Genomic DNA, 26136 nt, shown 5'->3' on the forward strand with positions numbered 1-26136 from the left:
ACAGCAGGAAGCTCTTTTTAGAATAATTGATAAGAATATGAAGAAAATAGAGTTATTGCTAATTAAGGAAAAGGAGTGTTATTGGGTGTCAGGAATCGCTGCAATTATCAAGAAGGGCATTATTTTCACAATCGTTTCTTTTGCTGCTGTTTCATTTACAGGAAGAGCAGAAGCCTTCACCAATCAGGTCATTCAAAGAGGAGCATCAGGGGATGATGTCATTGAACTTCAAGCCAGACTTCAGAACATCGGCTATTACAAAGGGAAAATAGACGGTGTATTTGGCTGGAGCACCTACTGGGCACTGAGGAATTTCCAGAAGTCATTCGGACTCCCGATTGATGGCCTTGCAGGCGGATCCACAAAAAATAAACTTGTAAAGTCTTCTAACTTCAATCGGGCATTCGTTCATGAACAAATCAGGAAAGGAAACAACTTTACCTATTATGGCGGTGTCCCGCTTAATCAGCAGGTTAAACCGGGTGGAAAAGGAAAACAGGCTGCTAGAGGGAACGGCGCGAAAAAAAGCACAACAACAGCTGTCAATACGCCCAATGGTTTTTCCCAGAATGATATCCAGCTTCTGGCAAATGCTGTTTATGGAGAGGCGAGGGGCGAGCCTTATGTGGGACAGGTGGCAGTAGCAGCAGTTATTTTAAATCGGCTTGAAAGCCCGGTATTCCCTCATTCCATATCTGGTGTAATTTTTGAGCCGGGAGCCTTTACAGCTGTTTCGGACGGCCAAATCTGGCTGACCCCTAATCAAACATCTAAAAAAGCAGTTTTGGACGCCATTAACGGATGGGATCCCACAGGAAATGCCTTATATTATTTCAATCCAGAAACAGCCACAAGCAGATGGATATGGTCAAGGCCGCAGATTAAGCAAATAGGGAAGCATATTTTTTGTAAATAGGAGTGAAAAATATGATCAAGAATATCGTCATTGCTGTACTGGCGGTTGTTGTGGCTGCCACCGGCTATTGGGGATACCAGCAGCGCCAGGCAAAAAATTCAGTGCAGATTCACGCCGAAAATAATTACCAGCAGGCATTCCATGACCTAACCTACCAGGTGGACCTTCTTCATGATAAGATTGGCACCAGCTTAGCCATGAATTCGAAAAAATCCCTTTCCCCAGCTCTGGCGGATGTATGGAGAATTTCTTCTCAAGCTAATATGGATATTGGACATCTCCCCTTGAGTGTACTCCCTTTTAACAAAACGGAAGAATTTCTATCAAATGTAGGGAATTTCAGCTACAAAGCCTCTGTACGGGATCTTGAAAAAGAGCCGCTTAATGGTAAGGAATATAAGACGCTCCAGAGCCTCTACCAGCAGGCGAACACCATTCAAAACGAGCTAAGGAAAGTTCAATATCAGGTTTTGAAGAAGAATCTCCGCTGGATTGATGCGGAAAAAGCCATGGCATCCAGGGAAGAAAAATCCGATAATACGATTGTAGATGGATTTAGAGCGGTAGAAGAGAAGTCGGTCGGCTACTCGGAAAAGTCCGATTTTGATGCTGCATATACAACGATGAATAAAAAAGACCAGAACTTTAACCATCTAAAAGGCAGAGAAATCACCAAGAAGGAAGCGGCAGCCATTGCTAAAAAATATTCCGGGGTTAATAAGGCAAAGTCACGGGTTACAAGCAATAAGAAAGGCTCTGACTTTGAATTTTATAGTGTAAACCTTGACCTTCCGGGTACAAAGGGCGAGGTGAATATGGATATTACCAAAAAAGGAGGATATCCAATCTGGCTGATTAATACCAGAAAGATCAAAGGAAGCAAAATAAGTCTGAATCAGGCAGCAAACAGTGCTGCACAATTTTTAAAAAGCAATAAATTTTCTTCTCTCGATTTATATGAAAGCGCTCAGTATGATAATATCGGAATCTTTAATTTCGTTACAAATGATAAAGGGGTCAGAATTTATCCGGATTCTATCCGGGTCAAGGTAGCACTGGATAACGGCAGGATCGTGGGATTTTCAGCAGACGATTATCTTCAGGGCAATAAGAATCGTAAATTAGAAAAGCCCGTTGTTTCAGCCCAGGAGGCCAGAAAAAAAGTCAATCCCAAATTGCAGGTTATGGAGCAGAGGCTTGCTTATATCACAGGAAATGAAGGTTCGGAAGTTCTCTGTCATGAATTCCTGGGTACAATAGGGGAAGATACGTACCGGATCTTCATTAACGCAAAAACCGGCGATGAAGAGAAGGTAGAAAAACTTCAAAATGCTGAACCCATTTATGATCAAATGGTCTAAGCATATTAGAAGAAAGAGCCGCTGGCTCTTTTTTTTTGGAATAACACAGGCCTTTGTGTGCTTTTTGTTTTTTTTTATTAATGGGAAAATGGTCCTTGCCTGTTTAAAGAAGTACATGTCATAATATAGTAAGATTTTCCTTTCTAAACAACAAAACCATTGCTGGAAGAGTGAAATATATGATGAATATCGGTGATACAATCACATTTGAACCTAAACATACACACAAGCCTGAAAAATACCAGGCCATGGTTGTTGAAAGCAGGGATTCATCTTTTTATATTGATTATCCTGTGAATCTCAAAACGAGGAAACCAGTGTTTCTTCTTGACGGCAGCCAGATGAAAGGGTCGTTTGTCGGCCAGGACAATAATGTATATTTATTTGACACTCAGGTATTGGGAAGAAAAATGGCCAAGATTCCCATGATTGAACTGCAGAGCCCCACAGAGGAAGAGCTCATTAAGATTCAGCGAAGACAATTTGTGAGGGTTGAGACTGCCGTGGATGCTGCAGTCCATCCGATCGATGCCTCATTCTCTCCATTTTCAGCAGTAACCCTTGACCTAAGCGCCGGGGGAGCCTGTGTTGCTCTTCCCCGCGGGACTCGCCTTAATCCGCTGACAAGAAGCAAGATCTGGCTGTCCCTTCCCATGAATTCGGGGGAAACCATTTATCTATGCGCAAAAAGCGAGATAATCAGAATTGATGAAAATCGGGGAGGCATCCAGAAGGCTTCTATCAAATTCGAAGGCCTGGACCATAATGAGCGTCAGCATCTTATCCGCTTTTGCTTTGAAAGACAGCTGGGGATGAAGAAAAAAGGATTGTAGGCGGAATAAAAAAAAATCGTTTTCCCATACTCTTACTATCAAGCTAGAAGAGGAGGGGGATTCAATGAAACGGTTTGAAACGATTCTGTTAAAGCTTGTTATCATCCAGCTCATATTTCTACTGATATTTCAGCTGTATGTTCAAGGCGGAAATGTCTTTTTAGAGCAAAAACGCCTGGCCCAATACGAAGGGGTCACTAAGGATAGCTTTGAAAAAGCCCTCGAAGTACTTGGTTCTTACACGAAATAAGAAACTACTGGCGCCGCTTTGGCGCCAGTTTTTTTGGAAGCTTTTTTTATAAATGAACGTTAGGATTAATGAGTAATAAAATATGACTTTATGGTAAAATAAAAAAGCGGTATCTTTTTAACCCTATATTTTATCCGGGTTAAAAAGAAACTAAAGTAGGAATGGATTTTGATCTGCTCTTATGTTCAACAGACTATACGTGACCATTCATGGTGAATAGATAGCAGTGCTTGGCAGGAGCTTTAGGAGGACTTATGGAAAAGAAATTATCAATTGCAATCGATGGACCGGCAGCAGCCGGAAAAAGTACAGTGGCTAAAATTATTGCTGAAAAGCTTACTTATATTTATGTGGATACAGGAGCAATGTATAGAGCATTGACTTATAAAGCAATTAAGCATGATGTAGATGTTAATGATGAGCAGGGTCTGCTTGATTTATTGATGGAAAGTGAAATCTCTCTTCTTCCCGGAGAAAAGGGACAGACAGTGCTTCTTGATGGAGAGGACGTTTCAACTGAGATCCGCACCAGCCAGGTAACCTCTTCAGTCTCAGCTGCTTCCAAGCATAAGGAAGTCCGCCGTGAAATGGTGAAGAGGCAGCAGATGCTGGGCAGAAATGGCGGGGTAGTTATGGATGGCAGAGATATAGGGACTTCTGTTCTTCCACATGCCGAAGTAAAAGTCTTTTTAATAGCAAGTGTGGATGAAAGAGCGGAGAGAAGGCATAAAGAAAATCTCGAAAAAGGCTTTCCTTCTGACCTTGAGGCCTTAAAACAAGAAATTGCCCTAAGAGACAAGCTTGATTCTGAAAGAGAGGTTTCTCCGCTTAAAAAAGCTGATGATGCCGTTGAAATCGATACTACATCCTTGAGTATTTCACAAGTAGCCGAACAAATCATGAAGTTAATTGTGGAAAGGAATTAAATACGTGAATCTTTATACATTTGGCAGAGGTCTTGTTAAAACAATCCTTACCCCCTTGTTCAGAGTGAAAGTGATAGGGCTCAATAACTTCCCGAAAGATGAAGGGGTGCTGATCTGCTCGAATCATATTGATAACCTGGATCCCCCTGTAGTGGGCATGACCGCACCAAGGCCTGTCCACTTTATGGCTAAAGAAGAACTATTCAATGCCCCACTTTTAAAATCCATCATGCCAAGGGTGAATGCTTTCCCTGTAAAAAGAGGGATGAGCGATAGGGAAGCTCTTCGCAGGGGACTTTCTATTCTGAAAGAAGGGCGTGTAGTCGGACTTTTTCCAGAAGGCACAAGAAGCAGGACAGGAGAAATCGGCAAGGGGCTTGCGGGTGCTGGATTCTTTGCACTCCGTTCCAATGCCAAAGTGATTCCATGCGCAATCATAGGACCTTATAAGCCTTTTAAACAATTAAAGGTCGTCTACGGAGAACCGCTGGATTTTACGGAGTTCCGGGAGCGCAGGGCATCCGCTGACGAAGCAACTCAATATATAATGGATAAAATTAAGGAATTGCAGTCCCAACATAAATAATTCAGTTTACTTGACAAAAAAACTCTTTTGTAAGAATTTATTAAAAAGAGGGTTATTTCCGAATTACTATCGAAGCTTGAAATGGATGAATTTTTAACTAAAAACCAAAAGTTTTATCATTTTAGTTTGCTCGAGCGCACAATCGGGAATATTTCAATAAAATGAAAATTGCTGATTAATCGCTCTATTAATATATTGGGCTTATAAAATTCTCGAGTAGAGCAGTCATGCGTTAAGGAGGAGTACATATGTCGGAAGAAATGAATGAAATTGAAGTGAACATCTATGAACCAGGTGACAGAGTCACTGGAACTGTAACTAAAGTGGAAGAAAAACAAGTCATCATTGATGTCAAAAACAGTAAAACAGATGGCATCCTGCCAATCAGTGAATTGTCCAGCCTGCACGTGGAAAAAGCGTCAGATGCTGTTAATGAAGGTGATGAACTGGAGCTTGAAGTATTGAAAGTCGAGGATGAAGCTTTGATCCTTTCAAAAAGAAAGGTAGATGCGTTAAAGGCCTGGGATGAATTAGAAAGAAAATTCGAATCTCAAGAGGTCTTTGAATCTGAGGTAAAAGACGTAGTTAAAGGCGGCCTTGTGGTTGACCTTGGCGTTAGGGGGTTTGTACCAGCATCCCTTGTGGAAGATTACTTCGTAGAAGACTTTTCCGATTACAAAGGAAGAGCCCTTTCTTTTAAAATTGTAGAGCTGGATAAAGAAAAAAATAGAATCATCCTTTCTCACCGTGCGGTGGTTCAGGATGAAAAAGGCCAGAAAAAGCAGGAACTGCTTGATTCCATCCAGCAAGGCCAGGTGCTTGAAGGAACCGTCCAAAGACTGACGGATTTCGGCGCATTTGTCGATATCGGAGGTATTGACGGTCTTGTGCATATTTCGCAGCTGTCCCACGAACACGTTGAAAAACCTTCAGATGTAGTAAACGAAGGTGACCGGGTTAATGTAAAAGTATTATCCGTGGACAGAGATAATGAAAGAATCTCATTGTCAATCAAAGAAACTCTGCCTGGGCCATGGGAACAGGTTTCTGAGAAGGCACAGTCTGGTTCCGTACTTGACGGAACAGTGAAGCGCCTTGTATCCTATGGAGCTTTTGTCGAAGTGTTCCCTGGAGTGGAGGGATTGGTTCATATTTCTCAAATCTCTCATAAGCATATTGGCACTCCGCACGAAGTCCTTCAAGAAGGACAGCAGGTACAGGTGAAGGTGCTGGATGTTAATGTAGACGATCAAAGACTTTCATTAAGCATTAAAGACCTGCAGGAAAAAGAACCTGAAATCAGCGATTATGACCTTCCGGAAGAATCAAAAGGCTTCCAGCTTGGAGAGCTTCTTGGAGATAAATTAAAAAATCTAGGCAAATAAGATTTTATATTAGCTTTTGGATTTACGGGGTTCAGGATACTCTTCCTGAACCCTTTTGCCATGCCTCAATGGATTAACCTCATATCACCTGCCCTTCTAGATAGAACAGATTATAAAAGTCCATTTAATAGACGGGGAAACCTACGTAAGGAGTTTAATCTATTAAATAAGGTTGTTATTGTAATTGACTTATTATTAGTCAAAAGCGTTTTAGACAAAAGCCTTTTTAACCATTTTAAGCTATTTCATACTGTTGAAAAACCTGTTGATTGGAGTGGAAGGCGCGAAGACTCCTGTGGGTTTAGCGGGACAGGTGAGACCCCGCAGGCGAAGCTGAGGAGGCTCACCGCCCGCCCCACGGAAAGCGAAGCGCCTGGAACGGAAATCAACAGCCTGAAACAGGCTGAGAAAATGTATAGAGGATTTATTATTCAAAAAGGTTTTTCTGCATTTCGGCAAGTAGTTTTTAGGTATTCAACTAAAAACATATTTGCGTTTAAAAGATAGTAAATTCAGACATAATGTTTCCTAGAGGTGGAAATAAGATGGATGGATTATTATTTTATTGGATTTCCTGGATAGGGGTCGTGGTCACCCTGTTCCTTCTAAATAAATCGTTTACTGATCGCAGGTTTATCCTGTTTGGGCTCTTAGGAGCAATAATCGTAAGTCCGTACAGCTTGCGCATTGGACAGGCTGAAGCGAATCCATGCGGTCTATGGCTCGCTTTGATAAGTGTGTGGATGATTAGAACGCTTCCCTCCCTTTCATTGCTGACCTTTATTATCAGAACCCTGGTAGTTTCCTTTGCCTATGGCAGCATCAGCCTTCTATTTTTTTTAGATCCTGTCTGGATCATCTGGAACAAGACCTGGATGCTCGGTCTGTTCCTTACTTATATTATTCTTCTCTTGTTCGCAGATTGGAAAAAAAGAGTTTCTTCTCTAATACTTGGATTGTTTTTTGGGGATATTATGGTTAATGTCCTGTTTGGCAGCCTGAACATGCCTCAGGACTGGTTTGCAAAAACCTGGCTTGATTTAACATATCTCTCTGGTCTGCTGATATTTGCATGGGGTTCCCTAGAAAAAGGAATCAGGATTCTACAAACGTTTTTTCAGCAGAAAAACATTCCAAAGGAGAAGCAGGGATAAATGGGACATAATGAGTTTTTGTATCCAATCATTTTTGGTGTTGTAACGGGAACCATCATCAGAATTCTGATGCTTAAAACGGATTACAGGCAGTATCCGCCCCATCTTCATGGAAGGATCATTCATCTGGCTCTAGGTTTCATTGCTGCCGGGCTTGGAACAATTATGGTTCCATCCATATTGAAGGAAGAATATACAGCCATTACATTTTTAACGCTTGCAGCCTCCCAGTTCAGGGATGTGAGAAACATGGAGCGCACCACGCTTCAGCAGCTGGATACCTTTGAACTGGTAGGCAGGGGCAATACCTATATTGAAGGAATTGCTGTGGCGTTTGAAGGGAGAAATTATTTGGTTATTCTCTCTTCTTTCTTTACTACGGGCTTTTACATTGTGTTTAATATCTGGGCTGGGCTGATTTGTGCCATTGTATGTTTCTTTATCTGCCGGAAGCTGATGGCTGGAAACCGTTTAAAGGATCTTGTGGATATTGAATATTCCGCACCCCGGTTTGAAGGCCCCGGATTATATGTTGGGGATATTTATATCATGAATATTGGACTTCCGGATAGGCAGAAGGAGATCCTGGAGAATGGCATGGGGTTTATATTAAAGCCAAAGAACTTTAATGCCAGTATCACGATTGCGAATCTAGGGCAGAGGCAGGCCATCTTATATGATGTATCTGTGGCTCTGGGAGTGTACAGGGATTCTGGGACTCCTGCCCTGGTTCCGCTCGCAAAACGCAATCTCAAAACTGGCACTTTAGGAGTCTTTATTCTGCCGCAGACGAAGGATATTGATAAGGCAATCCAAATCCTTGCCAATGTCCCAGCTTTGGAAAATGCGATTAGGATTCCATCTAAGACCCTATCCCAGGAAAGGCAGGAAAGCTAGCAATGGATACCTATATTACAAATAAGATCATGGCAGTGATTACAACAGCCAGCAATGTTTCTCCCGGGGGAGCACCTGTGTTCAAATGCCAGTCAAAGGATGATTTGTATAGTATCACAGCGAACCTGGAGGCCATTCTGGACGGCATTGCCCACGCTTTAAATGATGAAATCTATATAATAGTGAAACATTAAAGGGAAGACATTGTTGATTTGATAAAAGTTTGTTACTATAACATAGATGAGGTGTTTCTCTAAATAAGAGAACAGTAAAGCACTGTTGGTAATCCCTGTCAATCAGCATTTGACAGGGTCTATTTTTTAGATTCAATGCCATGTGCTTAAAGTATAGATGAAAGTTATTATGGTATTAAAGAAGGCTACATAAATTCCCAGTGGATTTCATGCTTCATAAACCATCTATCAGAGAAGCTATTTACATAAAGTTTTTATTGCAGCTATTCACCTTTCTCCTGTGATAGAAGTAAATAGTTTTCTATACTGGATAAAGAATAGTAGAGAATGCCTTAAGCTGCATTTTGAAAGGATGAAGAACATGCCAAAACCTGTAGTGGCAATTGTAGGGCGCCCGAATGTAGGGAAGTCCACAATTTTTAACCGAATTGTCGGCGAGCGTGTATCGATTGTTGAAGATATCCCGGGGGTTACCAGGGATAGGATCTATAGCTCCGGCGAGTGGCTGACTTATGATTTTAATATTATTGATACGGGCGGAATAGATATCGGGGATGAACCTTTCCTAGAACAGATCCGCCAGCAGGCTGAGATTGCCATCGATGAAGCGGACGTCATTATTTTCATGACCAACGGCAGGGAAGGAGTCACGGCTTCGGATGAAGAAGTGGCAAAAATTTTATATAAAACCAATAAGCCTGTGGTTCTTGCTGTCAACAAAGTCGATAACCCTGAAATGAGAGATCAAATCTATGATTTCTATTCACTTGGTTTTGGTGAGCCTTTCCCTATCTCTGGTTCTCATGGACTTGGATTGGGAGATCTGCTGGATGAGGTGGCCAAGAATTTCCCTAAATTTGAGGGAGATGAGTATGGCGAGGATGTTATTAAATTTTCATTGATCGGAAGGCCGAACGTCGGGAAATCTTCATTGGTCAATGCCCTCCTCGGTGAAGAGAGGGTGATTGTCAGCGATATAGAGGGTACGACCCGTGATGCGATTGACTCTCCATATAAATATAATGGTCAGGAATATGTCATCATCGATACTGCTGGTATGAGGAAAAAAGGAAAAGTATACGAAACCACAGAGAAATATAGCGTTCTCCGTGCATTGAGGGCGATCGAGCGTTCTGATGTTGTCCTTGTCATATTGAACGGCGAAGAAGGCATAAGGGAGCAGGATAAAAAAATAGCTGGGTATGCGCATGAGTCCGGCCGCGGTGTCATTATCGTGGTCAACAAATGGGATGCCGTCGAGAAAGACGAAAAGACCATGAAGGAATTTGAGGCAAATATCCGTGCTCACTTTTTATTCCTGGATTATGCCCCTATTGTTTTTCTATCAGCTAAAACGAAAAAAAGAATCCATACCCTGATTCCTGTTATAAACAGTGTCAGTGAGAATCATTCAATGCGCGTTCAAACCAATGTACTGAACGATGTCATTACAGATGCTGTCGCCATGAATCCGACTCCAACACATAACGGAAGCCGCCTGAAAATCTTCTATACTACACAGGTTGCCATTAAACCGCCGACATTTGTTGTATTTGTAAACGATCCGGAATTAATGCATTTTTCCTACGAGCGGTTCCTTGAGAATCGAATCCGGGATGCATTTGGCTTTGAAGGCACACCTATTAAAATCTATGGAAGACAGAGGAAATAGGAGGGAGTATCTTGGAGAAACAAAAGGTGGCCGTCATCGGAGCAGGAAGCTGGGGGACTGCCCTTGCTATGGTATTGGCTGATAATGGCCATGAAGTGAGGCTGTGGAGCCATAAAGAGGAACAAGCGGAAGAAATCAATGAGAGGCATACCAACGCAAAGTACCTGCCTGGCATTGATCTCCCTCTGAATATCAAGGGCTATAGTTCTCTTGAAGAAGCACTGAATTCAAGCAGCAATATTATTATCCTTGCCGTCCCTACCAAGGCAATCCGGGAAGTCACGGGGAAGATTGATAAAGCTGCACAGGCGCCTCTTACCATCGTTCACGTAAGTAAAGGGATTGAGCCTAATTCCCTGCTGCGCATTTCAGAAATGATTGAGGAAGAAATGTCTGCAGAGCTATTAAAGGATGTGGTGGTTTTATCCGGCCCCAGCCATGCCGAGGAAGTGAGTCTGCGCCATCCCACAACCGTGACTGTTTCATCTGAAAACTCTGAGTCTGCAGAGCTGATTCAGGATTTATTTATCAATCAGAATTTCCGGGTTTATACAAATCCAGACATCATTGGTGTGGAAATCGGGGGAGCCCTGAAGAATATCATCGCCCTGGCTGCCGGGATGACGGACGGACTGGGATATGGAGATAACGCCAAGGCTGCGCTGATTACAAGAGGCCTGGCAGAAATTGCAAGGCTTGGTACGAAGATGGGAGCTAATCCCCTTACCTTTTCAGGACTTGCAGGGATAGGAGATTTAATTGTTACCTGCACCAGTGTCCATTCAAGGAACTGGAGGGCAGGAAACCTGCTTGGAAAGGGCCATAACCTTGAAGAGGTCCTTGAAACCATGGGAATGGTGGTCGAAGGGGTGCGGACGACCAAAGCAGCCTACCAGCTGGCTGAAAAGTACGAAGTCTCTATGCCAATCGCACACGCGCTGTATAATGTTTTATTCAATAATGTGGAAGTCCATGACGCTGTTGACGGTCTAATGAACAGAATGAAAAAACACGAAATGGAAGATCTGGTTAACATTATGGAGGCAAGAATCCAGGAATAAAGCTTACATTTATTTTATAAAAAGGGGCTTTTGATGGTTCGTAAATGCCTTCCTCAGCATAAAATGCAACGAAACTAACTGGTATAAATACCTGGTGAATGAGTATTTAGTCAAAAATGCAGAAGATTGATTTCAATCTTCTGTTTTTTTATTTGTTTTTGTGTACTGAGTGGAGAAAAAGAAATCTAACTTTTTTGTGAATATTGGCAAACTATCTTTTGCATTTTACAGAAAGCTTTGAAAATAGTAATGTTTTTCCTATTACCCTATGATATAATACAGCGGGATATTTATAGACTTAGCGGATTTTATGCCCGAAGCCGGAGAGAGTTCAGCCATGAATCCGTCAGATGCTTATATGCAGAGCCTGCAAAAAAGGAGAGGGGAACATGACACCAGCACTGCAGAAAATGTGGATTTCTATTGCCGCCATGTTTTTTATGGCCATTTCCATCTTACTGATCTATTCGAGCCGTTATAAATTTAAGGGATTTATGAAAGGGATTACAGCTTTTTTTGCCTATCTATTGATGATTGTTTCAGGAATTATCATTATTTTTGTTGTATTAAGCGGTCCGACAAATGGTTAAATATAGGACGGGCAGAAAAATAGCAGGCAGACTCCTGCTTTTCCTAAAGGCTGCGGCGGCCTCATTTTTTATTCTAAGCCTCTTAACGGGCTGCATGTATCCAGAAAAAGAGATGGCAAAAAACCAAGTTCCTTATAAAGACCAGATTCAATCCGTGCAGAGCGCGGTAAATCAGTTTAAACAAGATAACGGCGGTATCCTTCCCATTAAGACAAGGGATGCTTCTACACCTTATTATCAAAGGTATCCTGTGGATTTCGGGAGGCTTAAGCCATATATAGCAGAGCCTCCGGGCAACTCCTTTGACAATGGAGGAGTTTTTCAATACGTCATTATCAATGAAGAGAAAGATCCTACAGTTAAACTGTTCGATGTAAGGATGGCAGACAAGGTGCAGGACATTTCGATCCGTCTGGATATGTACCTTCAGTCCCATAAGTATCCCCCTGTAAAAGAGGTTCTTAATTATAATGCGTATATACTGGATTACAAAAAACTGGGCTACAAAAAGGCACCGACCGTATTGAGCCCATACACCCAAAAGGAACTCCAGGTAGTTATGGGAAATGACGGGAAATTATATGTGGATTATACACCTGATCTTCAGGAGGCCTTGAATAAAAGGAAGGAATCTTTTAAACCGGGAGAGGATATAAGGGGCATTCTTGCCAAGGAATCTATGTTTGTTCCCGCTTTTTCACTTCCTTATACGATAGAGAAAGGAACACGAAAAATTATATTTATGAAGTGAAAATGAGCCTGCCGGGCTCATTTTTTTTCGTTTTTGCAGACTTTTTCAACGCGGCAGGGAGGTATATAGGAAAAAAGTGTAAAAAAAGTTGTGCAGGTAAGAATACCTCCCCTTTTGCAAAATATAATAAAGGAGAGGTTTTTTGCTGAGCCCGAGCAGGATAAATCATAAAAAACTTGGAATATACCAGTTGGACAACATCATAGATATATAATGTCCAGGTTTTAAAAATTGATTTGAAGGTTTTATATAGGGAAAAGATCGGGAGGGGATCTCTTGGAAAAGGTTGATGTGTTCAAGGATATAGCCGAGCGTACAGGCGGAGATATATATCTGGGAGTGGTAGGGGCTGTCCGTACGGGTAAATCTACTTTTATTAAAAAGTTTATGGAACTGGTGGTGCTTCCAAACATCAATAGTGAATCAGACAGGGCGCGTGCCCTTGATGAACTTCCGCAAAGTGCAGCAGGAAAAACCATCATGACGACAGAGCCGAAGTTTGTTCCGAATCAAGCCGCTTCCATTCAAGTGGATGAAGGGCTTGAAGTGAATATTCGTCTGGTCGATTGTGTAGGCTACACGGTTCCGGGAGCAAAGGGCTATGAGGACGAAAACGGTCCCCGCATGATTCATACGCCATGGTATGAGGAGCCGATTCCCTTTCATGAGGCAGCAGAGATAGGGACAAGGAAAGTGATTCAGGATCATTCCACACTGGGTGTTGTGATCACAACAGACGGAACAATCGGTGAGATTCCGCGTGCGGATTATATTGAAGCGGAAGAACGTGTTGTAAATGAACTGAAAGAAGTGGGAAAACCATTCATCATGATTGTTAATTCGGTTCAGCCCCACCATCCTGAAACAGACCGGCTGCGTGTGAAGCTGCAAGAGAAATATGATATCCCTGTTTTAACGATGAGTGTTGAAAGTATGCGTGACACAGATGTCATGAATGTGCTTCGAGAAGCCCTTTATGAATTCCCGGTGCTAGAGGTGAATGTCAACCTTCCAAGCTGGGTCATGGTGCTAAGGGAAAATCACTGGCTGCGTGAAAGCTATCAGGATGCGGTCAAAGAAACAGTAAAGGATATCAAACGGCTTAGGGATGTAGACAGAGTCGTCCATCAATTTAATGATTTTGAATTTATAGACCACGCAAGCCTTGCAGGTATGGAAATGGGCCAGGGAGTAGCGGAAATTGACTTATACGCACCAGATGAGCTTTATGATGAAATTTTAAAGGAAATTGTAGGAGTCGAGATTCGGGGCAAGGACCATCTTCTGGAATTGATGCAGGATTTCGCCCATGCAAAATCGGAATATGATCAGATATCGGATGCCCTTAAAATGGTGAAGCAAACAGGCTATGGAATCGCAGCTCCATCTCTTGCGGATATGAGCCTGGATGAGCCGGAAATCATCCGTCAGGGCTCCAGATTTGGTGTAAGATTAAAAGCAGTCGCTCCTTCCATTCATATGATTAAGGTGGATGTCGAATCAGAATTCGCTCCTATCATTGGAACCGAGAAACAAAGTGAAGAACTGGTTAGATATCTCATGCAGGATTTTGAGGATAATCCGCTCTCTATCTGGAATTCGGATATTTTTGGAAGGAGCCTGAGCTCGATTGTCCGGGAAGGAATCCAGGCTAAACTTTCGCTCATGCCGGAGAACGCGAGATATAAACTGAAAGAAACACTAGAGAGAATTATCAATGAAGGATCTGGCGGTTTAATTGCCATCATTCTATAGCCGGATCATCCATACATTCATAATGGGCTTCTGCCTGTACAGCCAAAAGGAAAGCGGTAAGACGCTTTTCTATAGAGGCTGCAGGGCAGGAACCTTTTTTTTTTCGAAAGTTATTAATGTATGCATGGAAACAAGAAAACATTCCCATTAAATGAGGAATTCACTTGCTAAGGGTTAGTGATTGTGATAATCTACATACAGAAAATGTTCTAAACGTTGCTATTTCAATGATTCTGGCCCCTTTTTCAGGCAATCGCCTCCAAAATTGGCATAGAATTTCAAGTTATAGGTTTAGAATTTTTATAATTTGCTTAGACAGGTAATAAGCCTTTTTATTACTGGCAGGAAAAGCGAATGCCCTTTGGGAGGAGGTGAATGGCATGAACAAGACAGATCTAATTAACGCAGTTGCTGAAGCTAGCGAACTTTCTAAGAAAGATGCTACAAAAGCAGTTGATGCTGTTTTTGATTCAATACTAGATGCATTAAAAAATGGCGATAAGGTACAATTAATCGGTTTTGGTAACTTCGAAGTACGTGAGCGTGCTGCCCGTAAAGGACGCAACCCTCAAACTGGCGAAGAAATCGAAATCGCTGAAAGCAAGGTTCCTGCATTCAAACCAGGAAAAGCGCTTAAAGATGCAGTAAAGTAATACATATGAACATTATGTACTTTGCGCTAAGGAAGGATCACGGTTTTCCGTGGTCCTTTTTTGCTATTAAAAATGCAAATGTGTTAAGATGGGGATATCTTTAGCGATATACAGCACATGCCGTATATTCGTGTTTTAGGGTTTACAGGAGGAAATGAAATGACAGAAGTTAACCATGCGCAAATCGAAGAAGCTGTACGAATGATACTGGAAGCGGTTGGAGAAGATCCGGACAGGGAAGGCCTTCTGGAAACGCCGAAAAGAGTAGCAAGAATGTATGAAGAAATCTTTACAGGAATTAACCAGGACCCTGGCCATTATTTTGATACGGTTTTTGGGGAGGAACATGAAGAGCTTGTCCTGGTCAAAGATATTCCTTTCTATTCTGTATGTGAGCACCATCTGGTTCCCTTCTTTGGGCACGCACACGTTGCCTATATACCGAGGAACGGAAGAGTTACCGGTTTAAGTAAACTTGCCCGTGCAGTGGAGGCGGTAGCAAAAAGGCCGCAGCTCCAGGAAAGAATTACCTCCACAGTGGCAAATACGATCATGGAAAAATTAAAGCCATATGGTGTGATGGTGGTCGTTGAAGCGGAGCATATGTGCATGACCATGAGGGGCGTCAAAAAACCAGGCTCCAAGACCATTACCTCTGCAGTACGTGGCGTTTTTAGAGAAGATGACCGTTCCAGAGCTGAAGTACTTTCTTTAATAACCAAGTAACGCTTTTAATATAAAGGTAAGGTGAATCATAGTGAAAGAAACCATTAATCCCGACTTTGTAGTCATCAAAGCAAAAGAAGACGGCGTAAACGTAATAGGCTTAACAAGAGGAACAGACACCCGCTTCCACCACTCAGAAAAACTGGATGCCGGAGAAGTCCTCCTAGCCCAATTTACCGAACACACCTCAGCCATAAAAATCCGCGGAAACGCACAAATATACACACCATATGGAGAAATCCATAGTGAAAAATAAAAAGCGGAAAGCGGTGCCTGCTAAACAAGCCTTTTTGAAAACACATTGATACACAATATAATTTATACATCAAACAAAATTAGCAGGCAGAGACCCGACAAGCATAAGACGAGCCGGCTGTGAGGAGCGGTTTTGTCCTCATAGACGGATTGGCTTATGACTCGAGGGTCTCAGCTTGGAGCTGGATTAATAAAAAGCGTAGAACGGTGCTTTTCAAACAATAATATTTTTTGGCAGAATGACGCTCACACAAGGTTAGAAATTAGAATTATTGAAAAGCAGCCATCCGACAAGCATAAGACGGGGTGGCTGTGGGAAGTGGTTTTCTTCCCATAGACAGCCTGGCTTATGACTCGAGGATGGCAGTTCGGAGCTGGATTAATAAAAAGCGGAGAACGGTGCTTTTCAAAATAGAACTAAATTAAAGCAGAGTGACTATCATATAAGATATAACACCAAGCACCCATTGAAAAGCAGACACCTGAAAGGCATAAGACAGAAGGCATCAAAAGGCCCGCTTTTGGCCTTTTGATGGCGGCTGGCTTATGACCGAAGGCGGCAGTTCGGAATCTCTTAGCAGCTTGCTTAATAGATCGTTCTGTGAGGGTCCCTTTTAGCAACACAGGTTGTTTGGGACGGAAGGTGCGAGACTCCTGCGGGGGCGCGGGACAGTTGAGACCCCCAGGCGGTTCTTAGGAGGCTCAGCGCCCGCCCCCCGGAAAGCGAGCATCTGGAGTGGAAAACAACCCCATTAATTCAACTGCCAAAATCATAAGCGGAAAGCTGGACAGATCTCAAACAAATCATTTTAAAATCCGCTGCTTTTATATTATTATGGTATAATGTACTTTGTTTCGTATATTAGATAAGAAAATTGCAGTCATAAGGGTGATCAATATGCTAAATCTTGAAAATAAAACAACAGAATTAATTCAGCTTATTGAGGAAGCTGTTCATCATCCTTATCTGCTCAACTATATAGATAAGCCGGAGATCGACAAAGTAAAGCTTAGTCTGATCCTGGAGCTGTTCACAAAATCGGATCTGCCTGAAAAGAAAAAGAAAGATACGATCCTTGCGGCTATGCTTGTCCAGATTGCTTTGGATACACACGAACGAGTGTCTCTTTCTGTATCGGTCAGAGAGGATCCAATGGAATTGAAAAGCAGGCAGCTGACGATTCTGGCTGGAGATTACTTCAGCGGTTTATATTACAGCATTCTTGCCGGAATTGGAGAGGTTTCCTTTATCAAATACCTTTCAGGCGGCATTAAAGATATAAATGAACATAAAATCATGCTCTACCAGGCTGATTTTCATCAACCTGGCGAGCTTCTAAAAACCCTTGAAATGATTGAATCCGGAATATTGCTGCAGGCTGCCGATGCTCTGGGGGAATCTTCAACAAAAGCATTTTTGTCCAAAATCCTTTTGTGTAAAAGGCTCATCGAAGAAAAGAAGCTTTGCCTGCAGGACGAGGGCTCCTATGCCCTGCAGCACTTGGAAACACTGCTTGGTGCCTCAGGTTCTGGAAATAAAGCAGAAAAAGCAGATATCATAAAGTTTTTAGACAGTACCACTGCATCGATTATCCAGGAATTACATAGTTCATCATTCGATATTGAGGCCAAAAAGGATTTTATATCAAAATTGGAGCAGAGGGCAAAATAGCGGCAGCGGAAGAAGGGTAGATTTTTCATGCAGCAATCAAAAGAACAAAGAGTGCATCATGTTTTTGAAAAAATATATAAGAACTACGATCAGATGAATTCTGTCATCAGTTTTCAGCAGCATAAAAAGTGGCGGAACCGGACTATGAAGCAGATGAAAGTAAAACCGGGCTCCAAAGCCCTGGATCTATGCTGCGGGACTGCAGACTGGACGATCGCCTTGGCAGAGGCGGCCGGGCCGCAGGGAATGGTAAAAGGACTTGATTTCAGCAAGAACATGCTTAAGGTTGGAAAAGAGAAAGTATCGCACCTCGGCCTCCATCAGGTAGAACTCATACACGGGAACGCGATGGAGCTTCCGTTTGAGGATAATACGTTTGATTATGTTACAATTGGATTTGGCCTGAGAAATGTCCCGGATTACAATCAGGTGCTGAAAGAAATGAACAGGGTACTTAAACCAGGCGGAATGGCTGTCTGCTTAGAAACGTCTCAGCCGACCATGCCTGTGTTCAAGCAGTTGTATTTCTTCTACTTTCAATATATAATGCCTGTCTTCGGCAGGGTCTTTGCAAAAAGCTATGAGGAATATTCATGGCTTCAGGAATCCGCCAAGGATTTTCCAGGGATGAAGGAACTTGCTGATATGTTCAGAAAAGCGGGCTTTAAAAATGTGGACTTTACGCCCCATACTGGGGGAGTGGCAGCCACTCATATCGGCTATAAATGAGTATTTAAGGAAATCAGGAATAAGAGCTGGGTGAAATAAATGAAGTTAAAAATGATGTATTCATACTTAAATTCAGATATCCAATTGATTGAACAAGAACTTGAACATACGATCCAGGCAGACTCACCTGTTTTAAGAGAAGCATCATTGCATTTATTGAAGGCAGGCGGAAAGAGGATTCGCCCAGTTTTTGTTTTATTGGCAGCAAAGTTTGGAAATTATGATATACATAGAATCAAGCATGCGGCACAGGCCTTGGAATTGATCCATATGGCTTCACTTGTGCATGACGATGTGATTGATGATTCAGATCTCAGACGGGGTGTTCCTACAATTAAATCCAAGTGGGATAATAAGGTCGCCATGTATACGGGCGACTACATTTTTGCCCGGTCCCTAGAATGCATGTCGGAAATTGGGGAGCCTCTTGCCCATCAGATTCTTTCTAAAACCATCGTAGAAGTATGTATAGGGGAAATAGAACAAATCAAAGATAAATATCGCTTCGACCAAAATTTAAGGGATTATCTCCGTAGAATAAAGAGGAAAACCGCACTGCTGATCGCTGTAAGCTGTCAATTGGGAGCCGTTGCTGCTGGAGTTAAAGAGGAAATCCATAAGAAATTGTTTCAATTTGGTTACTTTGTGGGGATGTCCTACCAGATAACCGATGATATTCTTGACTTTACTGCTACTGAAAAGGAACTTGGCAAACCTGCCGGAGGCGATTTGAAACAGGGCAATATTACACTTCCTGTATTGTATGCCATGGAAAATCACTCATTAAAGCCATTGATCACAAGTGTTACGGAAGATATTGATGATGCGAAGCTTGCTGCTGTTATAGAAGCGGTTAAGCATTCAGGGGCGATAGAGAAATCTATTGATATCAGCAATCGATATCTGGACAGAGCATTAGATATATTGAAAGAAGTGCCTGCTGGAAAGCCGAGAAAAGCATTGATGGAACTGGCGAAATTTATCGGGAAAAGAAAATTTTAAAGAGCTCTGTTGCTAAATAAGATAAAAAATGATAATATTTTCGTGGATTGCCTTTATTCGGCAGAACCTATATAAACTGGAGGATTTGGAATCATGGAAAAAACATTTTTGATGGTAAAACCTGATGGGGTTCAGCGCAGCCTGATTGGGGAAATTGTATCCCGCTTTGAAAGAAAGGGCTTTCACCTTGTTGGAGGAAAGCTTATGACGATTCCACAAAGCCTGGCTGAAGAGCATTATGGAGAGCACAAAGAACGTCCATTCTTCGGTGAACTAGTGAACTTTATTACTTCTGGTCCAGTCTTCGCTATGGTATGGGAAGGCGAAAACGTCATTGCGACAGCGAGACAAATGATGGGCTCTACAAATCCAAAGGATGCTGCACCAGGTACAATCCGTGGGGACTTCGGAGTTACAGTAAGCAAGAACATCATTCATGGTTCTGATTCTCCTGTAAGTGCAGAGCGTGAAATTGGTCTTTTCTTCAAAGAAGAAGAATTGAATCAATACACTAAACTTATTAATGAATGGATTTATTAATAGGCAAAACAAAGACTGGCATCCAGCCAGTCTTATTTTTTTGCCCAGCCTATAGAATTTTTAAATAGAGCCCTGCCAGCCTTCCGTTATTGATGGTTTGCTCAATTTTAAAATCAAGCGGATCAAATTGATAATTGCGGCTGGACGCCCATTCCTGCATCTTCTCAAAATGGGCTGCCATGTCTTTTACATCCCCTGAATAAAGGGAGTATATATATTGTTGTTCAGGAATGGATACTCCTTCGAACCCTATCGGAATATCGCTGAAATCCCTGACCTCTGCTCCAACCAGCTGTGTAAACACTCCATCTTTTACCTGAAGGCAGATGTCCATCAGATCCTCTGAAGTCTTACATTTGATTTCATCTTTTCTTTCCGTTACTTCCTGCCATGCCCTGGGCATTTCCGTCTGTAATTCCGTCCAGCTGCATGTCACTTTTTTTCCTACCGCCTTGAACGCTTCCTTTTTTAATAACTCCATTTTCTCTCCCGCCTCATTGTCAAAATTATCTTGCACTTTTATAATACAATTGTACCTGGACAATTCTTGACATATTAGACGATTTTTTTTCATTTTATAGAAAATTTTACGAGGGATAATGATGAGTAAAACACAAAGAATCCTGCAGCTGATAGAGATCATTAAACAAAAAAGAAGTTTTACAGTCAGCGAGCTGGCTGATGAATTCGAAGTATCATACCGTACCATGTGGCGCTATCTTCAGGAACTTTCGGCACTCGGCATCGCACTTTATGCTGAACCAGGCAGCGGCGGCGGTTATAGGCTTCTGGATAAGGATACGAAAGATGGTTCAATCGATATCATCTATAAACCTGAATCCTGCTATATCGGTTATGAATTTACTTCTCCCTACAGTGCAAAAGAGGAAACAGAAATCCTTGCCCCGCGTTTATGGATACGCCTTCTCAGCAGAGTGCGTGAAATCCAATCCGCCAAACAGCCTATAATAAAAACAGCTTTGGGGCAATACCGAAAAAAGGACTTTTCGTATTACATAACTGTAGAGGTGGAGAATCCTGCTTTCATTCCAAAAGACATGATCTCTATTAAAATACCGGCTAGATATTATGCGAAAAAAAGACATCGGCACTCCATAGAATTAGGGCAGGTAATCGGGACTTATGAAGAGATTTATGCGTGGGTAAAGAAAAGCAGATGGATACCTGACAGGGACAGCTGCCATTTAGAAGTATACGGGGCGGACTTCAGAGGGAATTCGCGGCAGGCGAACTTCGATATCTATGTTCCTTTGGAAAACGGAGAAACGGTGAAAAATGGATAAACCTAAAGCTCTTCTGCCTGAAAAGCTTTATACTGGTAATAGTCCATAATACGCAGAGCATAGAGGGAGCAGAAATGATGCATCAGGATTACATAGAATTTACTGACAGAATAAAAAAATTAACTGGTATTGACTTGGCCCTTTATAAGGAAGCCCAAATGAAAAGACGGCTTATTTCATTGTATGAAAGGAAAGGATACCAGAGCTTTGATGAATTTTACAGGGCCGTCAGCAGAGACGAAAAGCTGCTGCTTGATTTATTGGACCGGATGACCATCAATGTCTCCGAATTTTTTCGTAATTTTAAAAGATGGGAAGTGCTGGAGACCAAGCTGCTGCCTTCCTTACTGAAAAGGAACCCAAGTTTGAAGGTCTGGAGTGCTGCCTGTTCTTCCGGGGAGGAACCTTACACAATTGCTATGCTGCTTGCTAAGTATGTTCCTTTGTCACAGGTAAGTATCCTGGCTACAGATATAGATGAGAATATACTGGCAAGGGCGAGACTTGGGATTTACCCTGAAAGGTCTTTAAATGAAGTGCCTGATGAAATCAAAAAACGTTATTTCATCAAAGAAGAAGAATCTTACCATATTTCAGGTGAAATCAAACAGGCAGTTACATTTAGAAAACATAATCTGCTGCATGATGCATTTAAAACAGACTTTGATTTAATCATTTGCAGAAATGTATTAATCTATTTTACTGAGGACGCAAAGCGGGACTTATACCGAAAATTCAGCAGCTCGCTTAGAGAGGGCGGCATATTTTTTGTAGGCAGCACCGAACAGATTTTTAATCCTCAGGATTATGGGTTTGCTTCCGAGGATACTTTTTTTTATAAAAAGCTGGGCTAATATTCTGAAAACAAAAGGCTGACATAGTTCAGCCTTTGCTATTACTGCTAAAAATATTCATTTTTTTCTTTCAAAGACTGTCAAAGCGTTTAGTAAAGTGTTATACTTCTTTTAACGCTTTTAAGCGCTAAAGAGTATGGATTTTTTATGAAATAGAACTTAAACTAAACAAATACGATTTAACTACATAATGTATGGGATTAGAGGAAGGTGGATGACGATGAGATATTTGACAGCAGGAGAGTCGCACGGCCCACAATTAACTACGATTATTGAAGGTCTTCCGGCCGGCATGGAGCTGACAGCTGAGGATATTAACCTTGATCTTGCCCGGAGGCAAAAAGGCTATGGGCGTGGAAGACGGATGCAGATTGAGAAAGACCAGGTATTTATTGCGAGCGGGGTCAGACATGGATATACCCTCGGTTCACCCGTTTCCCTGGTGGTAGAAAATAATGATTGGAAGCATTGGACTAAGATTATGGGCAGTGAGCCACTCGCTGATGAGGAAAGCGGCGAGGTTAAAAGGAAAATTACCAGACCCCGACCAGGACATGCTGACTTGAATGGCGGACTGAAATACGGTCACCGTGATTTAAGAAACGTCCTGGAAAGATCCTCGGCGCGTGAAACCACAGTAAGAGTGGCCGCTGGGGCGGCAGCTAAAAAAGTCCTTTCTCTTCTCGGTGTTAAAGTCACTTCTCATGTTGTGGAAATTGGCGGTGTAAAAGCAGAGTCTAAACCAATGTCCATCGAGGAGATCCAGAAGGTTTCCGAGGAGTCCCCTGTCAGATGCCTGGAGCCCAAGGCGGAAAAAGAAATGATGGAAGCAATAGACCGGGCAAAGGAAAATGGAGATTCGATCGGCGGGATCGTAGAAGTTATTGCGGAAGGAATGCCTGCAGGTGTAGGAAGCTATGTTCATTATGATAGAAAGCTGGACGCTAAAATTGCAGCTGCGGTTGTCAGCATCAACGCATTTAAAGGAGTAGAATTCGGCATTGGCTTTGAAGCGGCCCACAAGCCTGGCAGTGAGGTGCATGATGAAATAGCCTGGGATCCTTCAAAAGGATACTATAGGGAGTCCAATAATCTTGGAGGCTTTGAAGGAGGAATGACGACCGGGATGCCGATTGTGGTACGTGGAGTCATGAAGCCGATTCCTACTTTGTACAAACCTCTTAGAAGCGTTGACATTGACTCTAAAGAAACATTCACTGCAAGCATAGAGAGGTCTGACAGCTGTGCGGTTCCCGCTGCAGCTGTTGTGGCAGAAGCAGCGGTGGCCTGGGAACTGGCTTCTGCACTTTTGGATCAATTCAATTCAGATAGAATGGAATCCTTGGTAAAGTCGGTTGAAGATCAAAGGGCTTTCGCAAGGGAGTTTTGACATGGAGACTCTAAAGATTGAAACAGCGAACACAAGCTACCCGGTTTATCTTGGCAGGGACGTACTGAAACAGCTGCCGGCCTTTTTAAACGAACATTTTCCTTCTTCCAGAACCCTTCTTCTTATTACGGACGAAACGGTTGCTAAGCTTTATCTAACACCCTTCTTAAATATCTTGAAGGAAACAGGGATGGAAATTCTGGTCAAGACTGTTCCGTCAGGAGAAAAAGCTAAAACCTTCGATGTTTATTATGAATGCCAGACATTTGCACTGGAAAATAAACTTAACCGAAAATCCTTGGTATTGGCATTTGGCGGGGGAGCTGTAGGAGATCTTGCAGGGTTTGTGGCAGCTACTTTTATGAGAGGGATCCCTTTCATCCAGATTCCTACCACAATCCTTGCCCATGATAGTGCTGTGGGCGGAAAGGTCGCCATCAACCATCCAGCAGGTAAGAATATGATAGGAGCCTTTTACCAGCCGAGGGCCGTTTTTTACGATACAGAATGTCTGTCTTCCCTTCCTGCCAAAGAAATACGGTCAGGTTTTGCTGAAATCATTAAAGAGGCCATTATTCAGGAGCCTGAATTTTTGAAATGGCTGATGGCGGCAGTGGATCATCTCGGGAACATCGATCAGGAGAGCCTGGTAAGTGCCATTGAGTCAGGAATTAAAATCAAAGGCAGTATTGTAAAGCAGGACGAGCTGGAAAATGGAGTAAGAGCCTATTTGAATTTTGGCCATACCCTGGGCCACGCCCTAGAAAATACCCTTGGCTATGGAAGGATTACACATGGAGAGGGAGTCATGACCGGCATGATATTCGCCCTCAGATTATCTATCAAATATACAGGCCTGGACTTTGATTTAGATGCTTTTACTGAGTGGGTGAAAAAACTGGGATATACCATTTCCCTGCCTGATACAGTACAGCATGAAGATCTGCTGGCTGCAATGAAAAAGGATAAAAAAACAACGGGTGATCAAGCAGCCTTTGTCCTTTTGAAAGAGATTGGAGAGCCTGTAATTAAAGAAATATCAGACAAAAATATTTTAACCGAATTATCATATATGGCTGAAAACGGCTAATACAGAGGAGGAACAAACATGATCCGAGGAATCAGGGGAGCCATAACGGTTGAAAAGAATGAAGAACAGACGATTATCAGGGCTGCTGAAAGATTGGTCAGGGACCTTATCAAAGAAAACTCCATTGAGCCTGATCATGTGGCATCGGTTTTGATCTCTGTTACGGATGATATTGATGCGGCGTTTCCAGCCAGGGGGCTTAGGGAAATAGAGGGCTGGACCTATGTACCGGTAATGTGCATGAGGGAAATACCAGTCCCGCAGTCTCTTGGCATGTGTATAAGGGTGATGATGCATGTGAATACAAAAATAGAGCAGGAGAATATTCATCATGTATACTTAGAGGGAGCGGTCGCTTTAAGGCCCGATTTAACAGGAAAGAAAATGTCTATATAAACGAAGCAGGACCTTTTCGTGTAGAATGCACCTTAATTTTGTGAAAGCGGGAGTGGTTGTAATGAAATGGAAAAAAGCTGTACTAAATCTTAAGCCCTACCAGCCTGGGAGATCTATTGACGAAGTGAAACTCGCCTATAATCTGGATCATATAGTGAAGCTTGCTTCCAATGAAAATCCATTTGGATGTTCAGAGAAAGCATTAGAAGTAATGAAGAGTTTCCCGTCTTCGCTTGCCCTCTACCCGGATGGATATGCCACGGTTTTAAGGGATGCGGTCGCAAAGCATTTAGATGTTAACAGGGAAGAGCTTATCTTCGGCAATGGCTCTGATGAAATCATCCAGGTTATTGCAAGGAGCCTTCTATACCCTGGTGTCAATACGGTCATGGCTGCGCCGACCTTTCCTCAATACAGGCATAATGCCGTTATTGAAGGAGCTGAAATACGAGAAATCCCGCTTGTAGATGGGGCACATGACCTTGAGGGCATGCTCCAGGCTATAGACGAAAATACATCGGTGATTTGGGTATGTTCGCCGAATAATCCGACCGGCCTGTATATCGGCGAGGAAAGCTTGATTGCCTTTTTAGAACGGGTACCCTCTGATGTTCTTGTCGTAATGGATGAAGCCTACTATGAGTATGCTCATGCTGAAGATTACCCTGATACTATCAAACTGTTAAAAGAATATAAAAATCTGATCATCCTTAGAACTTTTTCTAAAATCTATGGATTGGCAAGCTATAGAGTAGGATACGGAATTGCGGATGAAAAAACGATTGCGAAACTGGATCCCGCAAGAGAACCTTTCAATACCAATACCGTGGGGCAGATGGCGGCAGCTGCAGCCTTAGAGGATCAAGACTTTATCAATTCTTGCTATAACAGCAACCGCAGAGGACTTGAACAATTTTACAGCTTCTGTGAAGAAGAGGGCCTTGACTATTACCCATCCCAAGGGAATTTCATTTTAATAGATGTGAAATGCCAGGGCGATGAAGCCTTTCAATACTTATTAGAAAGAGGCTATATTGTCCGTTCCGGAAATGCTCTCGGTGCACCGACTTCCATCCGGGTCACTGTAGGTTCTCCGGAACAAAATCAAGGAGTCATTGATGAATTGAAGAATTTCTTGAACAGCAAAAATCAATGAATCTTTTGTCCAGCGCTAAAGCTTTTTGGTACGCCGGA

30 protein-coding genes are annotated in these 26136 nt (G+C 42.4%); 29 read left to right on the plus strand and 1 reads right to left on the minus strand.

What is annotated here, in order from left to right; genetic code table 11:
* Positions 1-118 precede the first annotated feature (118 nt).
* The 23 genes from sleB to ndk all read left to right on the plus strand — a co-directional run bounded on the left by sleB (position 119) and on the right by ndk (position 19908).
* Positions 119-916 (plus strand): spore cortex-lytic enzyme, encoded by a 798-nt coding sequence (sleB, locus tag H539_RS0118820; protein WP_425414746.1) that lies wholly within the window; start codon positions 119-121, stop codon positions 914-916.
* Between the two features lie 11 nt (positions 917-927).
* Complete coding sequence (gene ypeB, locus H539_RS0118825; RefSeq protein WP_026694801.1) at positions 928-2277, plus strand: germination protein YpeB; 1350 nt, start codon at positions 928-930, stop codon at positions 2275-2277.
* 179 nt (positions 2278-2456) lie between these two features.
* A complete protein-coding gene (locus tag H539_RS0118830) occupies positions 2457-3110 on the plus strand; it encodes a flagellar brake protein (RefSeq protein ID WP_026694802.1) in 654 nt (217 codons plus the stop codon).
* 64 nt (positions 3111-3174) lie between these two features.
* On the plus strand, positions 3175-3360 hold the full coding sequence (locus H539_RS0118835) for a DUF5359 family protein (RefSeq protein ID WP_026694803.1): 186 nt from the start codon (positions 3175-3177) through the stop codon (positions 3358-3360).
* A gap of 254 nt (positions 3361-3614) precedes the next feature.
* Entirely contained in the window at positions 3615-4286 is a 672-nt protein-coding gene (gene cmk / locus H539_RS0118840; protein WP_026694804.1) for a (d)CMP kinase, read from the plus strand.
* A 4-nt stretch (positions 4287-4290) separates the two neighbouring features.
* Entirely contained in the window at positions 4291-4872 is a 582-nt protein-coding gene (locus H539_RS0118845; protein WP_026694805.1) for a lysophospholipid acyltransferase family protein, read from the plus strand.
* A gap of 248 nt (positions 4873-5120) precedes the next feature.
* Positions 5121-6257, plus strand: a complete 1137-nt coding sequence (rpsA, locus tag H539_RS0118850; protein ID WP_026694806.1) for a 30S ribosomal protein S1 — start codon at positions 5121-5123, stop codon at positions 6255-6257.
* A gap of 60 nt (positions 6258-6317) precedes the next feature.
* Positions 6318-6764 (plus strand): hypothetical protein, encoded by a 447-nt coding sequence (locus tag H539_RS31685; RefSeq protein WP_026694807.1) that lies wholly within the window; start codon positions 6318-6320, stop codon positions 6762-6764.
* 38 nt (positions 6765-6802) lie between these two features.
* Entirely contained in the window at positions 6803-7411 is a 609-nt protein-coding gene (locus tag H539_RS0118860) for a YphA family membrane protein (protein ID WP_026694808.1), read from the plus strand.
* Positions 7412-8308 (plus strand): YIEGIA family protein, encoded by an 897-nt coding sequence (locus tag H539_RS0118865; RefSeq protein WP_026694809.1) that lies wholly within the window; start codon positions 7412-7414, stop codon positions 8306-8308.
* Between the two features lie 2 nt (positions 8309-8310).
* Positions 8311-8502, plus strand: coding sequence for a capping complex subunit for YIEGIA (locus H539_RS0118870; protein WP_035323332.1), 192 nt, complete (start codon positions 8311-8313; stop codon positions 8500-8502).
* Between the two features lie 361 nt (positions 8503-8863).
* Entirely contained in the window at positions 8864-10174 is a 1311-nt protein-coding gene (gene der / locus H539_RS0118875; RefSeq protein WP_026694811.1) for a ribosome biogenesis GTPase Der, read from the plus strand.
* Positions 10175-10185: 11 nt separating this feature from the next.
* Complete coding sequence (locus H539_RS0118880) at positions 10186-11235, plus strand: NAD(P)H-dependent glycerol-3-phosphate dehydrogenase (RefSeq protein WP_026694812.1); 1050 nt, start codon at positions 10186-10188, stop codon at positions 11233-11235.
* A gap of 389 nt (positions 11236-11624) precedes the next feature.
* Positions 11625-11825 (plus strand): DUF2768 domain-containing protein, encoded by a 201-nt coding sequence (locus tag H539_RS0118885; RefSeq protein ID WP_026694813.1) that lies wholly within the window; start codon positions 11625-11627, stop codon positions 11823-11825.
* 94 nt (positions 11826-11919) lie between these two features.
* Complete coding sequence (locus H539_RS0118890; RefSeq protein WP_051348695.1) at positions 11920-12576, plus strand: hypothetical protein; 657 nt, start codon at positions 11920-11922, stop codon at positions 12574-12576.
* A gap of 276 nt (positions 12577-12852) precedes the next feature.
* Positions 12853-14331 (plus strand): stage IV sporulation protein A, encoded by a 1479-nt coding sequence (gene spoIVA / locus H539_RS0118900; RefSeq protein WP_026694816.1) that lies wholly within the window; start codon positions 12853-12855, stop codon positions 14329-14331.
* A gap of 380 nt (positions 14332-14711) precedes the next feature.
* Complete coding sequence (locus tag H539_RS0118910; RefSeq protein WP_035323343.1) at positions 14712-14984, plus strand: HU family DNA-binding protein; 273 nt, start codon at positions 14712-14714, stop codon at positions 14982-14984.
* A 159-nt stretch (positions 14985-15143) separates the two neighbouring features.
* Complete coding sequence (gene folE / locus H539_RS0118915; protein WP_026694818.1) at positions 15144-15710, plus strand: GTP cyclohydrolase I FolE; 567 nt, start codon at positions 15144-15146, stop codon at positions 15708-15710.
* A gap of 31 nt (positions 15711-15741) precedes the next feature.
* Positions 15742-15966 (plus strand): trp RNA-binding attenuation protein MtrB, encoded by a 225-nt coding sequence (gene mtrB / locus H539_RS0118920; RefSeq protein ID WP_026694819.1) that lies wholly within the window; start codon positions 15742-15744, stop codon positions 15964-15966.
* Between the two features lie 897 nt (positions 15967-16863).
* Positions 16864-17637: a heptaprenyl diphosphate synthase component 1 gene (locus H539_RS29070; protein ID WP_051348677.1), complete on the plus strand. Its 774-nt coding sequence runs from the start codon at positions 16864-16866 to the stop codon at positions 17635-17637.
* Positions 17638-17664: 27 nt separating this feature from the next.
* Complete coding sequence (locus H539_RS0118930) at positions 17665-18366, plus strand: demethylmenaquinone methyltransferase (protein ID WP_026694820.1); 702 nt, start codon at positions 17665-17667, stop codon at positions 18364-18366.
* Positions 18367-18405: 39 nt separating this feature from the next.
* Positions 18406-19368, plus strand: coding sequence for a heptaprenyl diphosphate synthase component II (hepT, locus tag H539_RS0118935; RefSeq protein WP_026694821.1), 963 nt, complete (start codon positions 18406-18408; stop codon positions 19366-19368).
* Positions 19369-19461: 93 nt separating this feature from the next.
* Complete coding sequence (gene ndk, locus H539_RS0118940; RefSeq protein ID WP_026694822.1) at positions 19462-19908, plus strand: nucleoside-diphosphate kinase; 447 nt, start codon at positions 19462-19464, stop codon at positions 19906-19908.
* 49 nt (positions 19909-19957) lie between these two features.
* On the opposite strand, the gene H539_RS0118945 is transcribed toward ndk, so the two are convergent.
* The gene (locus tag H539_RS0118945) at positions 19958-20389 is read right to left on the minus strand and encodes a GyrI-like domain-containing protein (RefSeq protein ID WP_026694823.1); all 432 of its coding nucleotides are present in this window, start codon (positions 20387-20389) and stop codon (positions 19958-19960) included.
* A gap of 121 nt (positions 20390-20510) precedes the next feature.
* On the opposite strand from H539_RS0118945, the gene H539_RS32250 reads away from it, so the two are divergent.
* The 6 genes from H539_RS32250 (at position 20511) to hisC (ending at position 26098) form a co-directional block, all read left to right on the plus strand.
* The gene (locus H539_RS32250) at positions 20511-21212 is read left to right on the plus strand and encodes a GyrI-like domain-containing protein (protein ID WP_026694824.1); all 702 of its coding nucleotides are present in this window, start codon (positions 20511-20513) and stop codon (positions 21210-21212) included.
* Between the two features lie 77 nt (positions 21213-21289).
* Positions 21290-22066 carry a CheR family methyltransferase gene (locus H539_RS0118955; RefSeq protein ID WP_026694825.1) on the plus strand — a complete coding sequence of 259 codons (777 nt, stop codon included), beginning with the start codon at positions 21290-21292 and terminating at the stop codon, positions 22064-22066.
* 220 nt (positions 22067-22286) lie between these two features.
* Positions 22287-23456: a chorismate synthase gene (gene aroC, locus H539_RS0118960; protein ID WP_026694826.1), complete on the plus strand. Its 1170-nt coding sequence runs from the start codon at positions 22287-22289 to the stop codon at positions 23454-23456.
* Position 23457: 1 nt separating this feature from the next.
* Positions 23458-24546 (plus strand): 3-dehydroquinate synthase, encoded by a 1089-nt coding sequence (aroB, locus tag H539_RS0118965; protein ID WP_026694827.1) that lies wholly within the window; start codon positions 23458-23460, stop codon positions 24544-24546.
* A gap of 18 nt (positions 24547-24564) precedes the next feature.
* Positions 24565-24942, plus strand: coding sequence for a chorismate mutase (gene aroH, locus H539_RS0118970; protein WP_026694828.1), 378 nt, complete (start codon positions 24565-24567; stop codon positions 24940-24942).
* A gap of 61 nt (positions 24943-25003) precedes the next feature.
* Entirely contained in the window at positions 25004-26098 is a 1095-nt protein-coding gene (hisC, locus tag H539_RS0118975) for a histidinol-phosphate transaminase (RefSeq protein WP_026694829.1), read from the plus strand.
* The last annotated feature ends 38 nt before the right edge of the window (positions 26099-26136 follow it).

It is taken from the genome of Peribacillus kribbensis DSM 17871 (assembly GCF_000430765.1).
GTDB classification, from domain to species: domain Bacteria; phylum Bacillota; class Bacilli; order Bacillales; family DSM-1321; genus Paraperibacillus; species Paraperibacillus kribbensis.